At 46.1% G+C, this 4898-nt stretch carries 6 protein-coding genes; all 6 read left to right on the top strand.

Features of this window, described 5'->3' with window-relative positions:
- The first annotated feature begins 75 nt into the window (after positions 1-75).
- Positions 76-1476, top strand: a complete 1401-nt coding sequence (locus tag VN429_RS03565; protein WP_325629871.1) for a RecJ family nuclease — start codon at positions 76-78, stop codon at positions 1474-1476.
- On the top strand, positions 1448-1912 hold the full coding sequence (locus tag VN429_RS03560) for a PUA domain-containing protein (protein WP_325629869.1): 465 nt from the start codon (positions 1448-1450) through the stop codon (positions 1910-1912). The genes VN429_RS03565 and VN429_RS03560 overlap by 29 nt, the downstream gene beginning before the upstream one ends.
- A complete protein-coding gene (locus tag VN429_RS03555) occupies positions 1909-2253 on the top strand; it encodes a nascent polypeptide-associated complex protein (protein ID WP_325629867.1) in 345 nt (114 codons plus the stop codon). Before VN429_RS03560 ends, VN429_RS03555 begins: the two co-directional genes overlap by 4 nt.
- Positions 2250-2975 (top strand): methyltransferase domain-containing protein, encoded by a 726-nt coding sequence (locus VN429_RS03550; protein WP_325629865.1) that lies wholly within the window; start codon positions 2250-2252, stop codon positions 2973-2975. The genes VN429_RS03555 and VN429_RS03550 overlap by 4 nt, the downstream gene beginning before the upstream one ends.
- A gap of 147 nt (positions 2976-3122) precedes the next feature.
- Positions 3123-3968 (top strand): hypothetical protein, encoded by an 846-nt coding sequence (locus VN429_RS03545; protein ID WP_325629863.1) that lies wholly within the window; start codon positions 3123-3125, stop codon positions 3966-3968.
- 205 nt (positions 3969-4173) lie between these two features.
- A partial coding sequence (locus VN429_RS03540; protein WP_325629861.1) for a hypothetical protein occupies positions 4174-4898 on the top strand: 725 nt, incomplete at its 3' end.

Below are 4898 nucleotides of genomic sequence, written 5' to 3'. Positions count from 1 at the left end.
TTGCATAGAATTTCATTTGGATCACATCACGCAGGTGCTCATCCTTTTCTTCGTAGGCCCCATATCATACATTAAATGAGTCTTGATAAGGATGTACGGTCTGCTGCCGAAACGATTCTTTCATGCAAATCAGCAACTGTCATCTCTCACATTGATGCTGACGGCATATCCAGCGAATCAATTCTTTCACAGGCGATTTCACGTGCAGGAATCCCTGTCCGGAGCATCTACATCAGACAACTGGATCCCCTCACTCTTCATGAGATTCCTGATGATGATTCTCTCAAGATATTTTCAGACTTTGGTTCAGGTCAGCAGACAATGCTGCAGGAAAAGGGGATTCGTCCGAAAGATGTTGTTATCATCGATCATCACGTAAGCCAGCCTGCAGATGCAGGGTATCTGGAGGTAAACTGTCTTCTCCATGGATTTGAAAAGATGAGTGCCGCCGGAGTAGCCTATCTGGTTGCCCGTGAGATGGATGAGATCAATCGTGACCTTGCCAAACTGGCTGTTATTGGCAATATCGGAGACATGATGGACCGGGAGACCCTGAAATTATCAGGTCCTGCTCATGAGATATTGTCAGATGGGGTGGGCTATGGCAATGTTGAGGTCTTGGAACATGATCTCAATATTTACGGGATATCCACGAGGCCTCTTCCAAATGCGCTTGCATATTCGGATGACATTGACATCCCTGGGGTGTCCCATGATCCTGATGGTGCAAGACGATTCCTTGAAAGGATAGGGATCAAATCGGTTTCTGCAAATCGGTGGCCGGTTTGGGAGTCACTATCATTTGACGAAAAGCAGACAGTGGTCTGTTCTATTATTGATCAAATGATGGCTTTTGAAAAGAACCTGGATAGGCTGTTTGCTGATCATTATCTCTTTCCTGACGAGAGCAAAATCCAGGCAACCCTCCGTAATGCTTCTGAATATGCTACCCTCCTCAATTCGTGCGGAAGATGGAAAAGGCCAGAACTTGGAGGGGCAATATGTCGCGGGGACAGGGTGACGGCATACCGGGAGGCTGAACAGATGCTCAAAAATCATCGGACCAAGATCAGGGAAGTGATGGAGTATATTACTGATACCGGAGTCTCCGAACTCTCTCATCTGCTTTATATTCATGTTGGAGATCGGTTCCCTGATACCATTGTTGGCATCGGTGCCGGGATGTCGCTCTCCAGGCTCAATCCTGAAAAGCCCATATTAATAATGTGCGAAGATTCTCTTGATCCCTCTAAAACCAAGATTTCAATGAGAACAAAGCCAGAAGTTGTGGATAAAGGAGTTGATCTTCAGAAAGCCCTCTGTGTAGCATGTGAACGATTTGATGGTTCGTCAGGTGGTGGTCACCGTATAGCAGCAGGGGCATTTATTCCACGTGAAGCTGAACGAGAGTTTATCGAAGATGTCAACCGTATAATAAAGCAGCAATATGCTCAAAAGAGTTCAGATTCTTGCTGACTATCAGTTTGGAAAGGGTGTTGGTGTTCAGTTATTTCCACAAAGCTGCCGGTTTATCACTTCCCGAAGGGGAGGAGTCAGGCAGGTTATGCTTGATGACCGACGACTTGCAACCCTTCGGGCCCATGACGGACGACTAACGCTGGGTCTTTTAGGTGGAGAACGGCTGTCTCGAATTCTGGATCCATCCCGGAGCAGGGTGATAGTCCGTGAAGATGTCTGCCCATACATTGCTATTGGGAAGAGCGTTTTTGCAAAACATGTAACTCAAGCCTCTCCGGATATTCAGGCTGGAGATGAGGTACTTGTCATGTCTGGTGATGGGACTCTTCAGGCTGTAGGTGATGCCATGATATCAGGAAGAGAGATGGTTTTGTCAGAATGTGGAGTTGCAGTATCTGTACGAAAAGGAAGAGATCAGGAGGATAAGGAATGATACCTGGAATGAACCCCCGAAAGATGAAGCAGATGATGAAACAACTCGGAATGGATGTCCGCCCGGTAGATGATGTCCAGGAGATTGTGATCACAACGCCTAAAGGAAGATATGTTTTTGACCAGGCTGAAGTTGCGATAATGAAGATGCAGGGGATAACTACCTGGCAGATTACCGGTGAACCACGGTTTGAGGAAGCAGCTCTGGCAATACCTGATGAGGATATATCACTCGTTGCTGAGCAGGCGGGTGTATCTGTAGAAACTGCCAGATCAGCCCTTGAAAAGTCGAATGGTGACATTGCTGATGCAATTCTGAACCTAACCGGAAAGGCCGAATGATTGGTCTGTCTGATCGGGTCATTCTTTCTGGTAATGGCAAATCCTGGTTTGTCCGGCCATCAGATGGGAAACTTGGCACTGATCTTGGACTTGTTGATCTGGGACAGATAGTTGGAAAGGAGCCGGGTGATGTCATCCGCACACATTCGGGAAAAGAGCTTTCTATACGTCTTCCAAGATCTACTGACTTTTTTGAGTATGCAAAAAGAAGTACCGCTCCCATGCTTCCTCGTGATATTGGTCTTGTGATTGGTCTGACCGGGATGAATAAGCATGATTATGTTCTGGATGCCGGCACTGGCAGCGGGATTTCAGCGATCTTTTTTGCAGGAGTGGCGGCTCAGGTAACCTCATACGAGCGAAGGGCTGAATCTGCAGAGCAGGCCAGGTTGACTGTTTCTGATTCAGGGATCCAGAATCTGGAGATAATAACCGGAGATATCCTGAAAGAAACACGGATGTACGATGTGGTTCATTTGGATCTCGGGCTTACCAAAGAGCATGTAATCCATGCCTACTCTGTTCTCAAACCCGGCGGATATCTTTCCTGTTACACGCCCTTTTTTGAACAAATGGCTTTGGCATTTGATGGTGCAAAAGGTTTGTTTAGTGAGTGCTCTTCATACGAGTGTATTATGCGTGATATGGATAGGGGTGAGAGGGGAACAAGACCTTCAACCCGTGTTTGTCATAGCGGATATATCACGATAATGCGGAAGTAATTCGACACTAATTATCCATTTTTTGAATTGAATGAGAGGTAAACCACAATTTGCTCAATTCGAAAACTCAGAAAATATATAACTCGTTACCGACAACGTGTCTATGTTGATGCTGAGAGTATCAGCATGAAATGTAGGAGGAAATAAATGAAGTTCGTATTTGCAGCAATTGTTGCACTGGTTGCCCTTGTGGCAGTTACCGGGTTTGCAGCAGCAGACCGTCTGCCCAACGCAACCCCAGAGAATCAGATTTTTTCAATTGACACCGTTATCGACGCAACTGGTGCAGTCGACGACAAGTCCACCATGTCCTGGGTAATTGCAGGACCAGGTAAGATTCCAACCGGAATCCTTGGAGCAGGCCAGACAATCTCTGACGTCACCTACAAGGATGCAATCCTCACCAACGGTGGAAAGCTCGCTGAGAACAAGAACTTTGATTTCAACTCAAAGAGCCAGAGCAGCGGTCTCTACAACATTGAGTCCCAGAAGGTTCTGACCTACGCCAGCACCGAAGGTGCACACCTTGTCGGCGAGGAAGAGTACACTCTGTCCGTTGCAGGTAACTATGCAAGCGCAGACAACAACATCCGCTGTGTGTTCTCAACCCTTAACGGTTCAATTCTCCCAGCATTCTGCAACATTGTCTCTGCAAAGAGCAGTCTTGTAAATGTTAACAGCGCACAGGTCTCCACCAAGGGACAGATCCGTGCAACCGCAGACACCGCTGATGTTCCAGCAGGTCTGAACTACCAGATTGCAGTTACTCCTGATGCAAACTCCGGCAGCGGCTTTGCAGAGGGTACAGTCAAGACCGTATTCGCAGGCAGCATCATGGAAGCCCGTGACGGTGGCGACAGCAACTACAACTCCGCAAGTGCAACCTGGAACAAGACCTCTGCAACCAACAGCTGGAAAGACAACACCGAAGTCACCGGCGGCATAAAGACCCTGCAGAAGGCCTTTGCATACCAGTCCGGATTCAAGGTATAATCTTAATACCTCATAATTTCCCTTTAGGGAATCTTTTTTTTGTTATCTGTGCGAATTCTTTTGTTATTTATCTGTCCATTTATCGCTTGAATTGATATTCTCGGTTTATTCGCTTTACAAGATTTTTTTGAGAAACTACTTATTTCTCTGATCATAATGTACCCTTATTACCTGAGGTTTTCAGGTATGGGAGTGGGGAACTATTGTGAAATGTGGAATAATAGTCTGTGTTGGGTTGGCGGTTTTTATGGCTATTATGGGTCATGCCGTGGGTGATCGGCTTCCCAATCAGACACCGGAAAATCAGGTCTTTTCCATTGATACTGTAATTGATGTCACTGGTTTTGTTTCTGACAATACTATGTTGTCTTGGGTTATTGCCTCACCTGGAGCAATTCCTACTGGTATTCTTGGTGCTTCTCAATCGATTGCAGACATTACCTATCGTGATTCTATCATGACAAATGGTGGCAAGCTCAGTATGAACAAGAACTTTGATTTCAGTTCTAAGGATCAATCGAGTGGGCTATACAATGTTGAATCCCAGAAGGTTCTGACCTATGCCAGTAATGAGGGTGCACATCTTGTTGGTGAGGAAGAGTACACCCTCTCTGTAGCCGGTAATTATGCTTCTGGAGATGGAAACATAAGATGTGTTTTCTCAAACAGTGCAAGCAATGTCCTTCCGGCCTTCTGCAATATAGTGTCAGCCAAGAGTAGCCTTATCAATGTAAATAGTGCTCAGATCTCAAGTAAAGGTCAGATAAGAGCAGTTTCTTCTGATGCTGGTGTGCCTGCTGGTCTGAACTTCCAGATTGCAATAACTCCTGATTCCAATTCCGGAAGTGGATATGCTGAAGGAACGGTGAAAACTGTCTTTGCTGGAAGCATCATGGAAGCCCGCGATAGTGGTGATAGTAATTATAATTC

The sequence above is a fragment of the Methanospirillum sp. genome, assembly GCF_035560735.1.
Lineage (GTDB): Archaea > Halobacteriota > Methanomicrobia > Methanomicrobiales > Methanospirillaceae > Methanospirillum.
The sequence above is the reverse complement of the archived record's forward strand: the minus strand, read 5'-3'. Positions and strand labels throughout refer to the sequence as shown.

Coding starts and splice junctions, on each gene's coding strand:
- VN429_RS03565 (WP_325629871.1), top strand. CDS start 76: ATGAGTCTTGATAAGGATGTACGGTCTGCTGCCGAAACGATTCTTTCA.
- VN429_RS03560 (WP_325629869.1), top strand. CDS start 1,448: ATGCTCAAAAGAGTTCAGATTCTTGCTGACTATCAGTTTGGAAAGGGT.
- VN429_RS03555 (WP_325629867.1), top strand. CDS start 1,909: ATGATACCTGGAATGAACCCCCGAAAGATGAAGCAGATGATGAAACAA.
- VN429_RS03550 (WP_325629865.1), top strand. CDS start 2,250: ATGATTGGTCTGTCTGATCGGGTCATTCTTTCTGGTAATGGCAAATCC.
- VN429_RS03545 (WP_325629863.1), top strand. CDS start 3,123: ATGAAGTTCGTATTTGCAGCAATTGTTGCACTGGTTGCCCTTGTGGCA.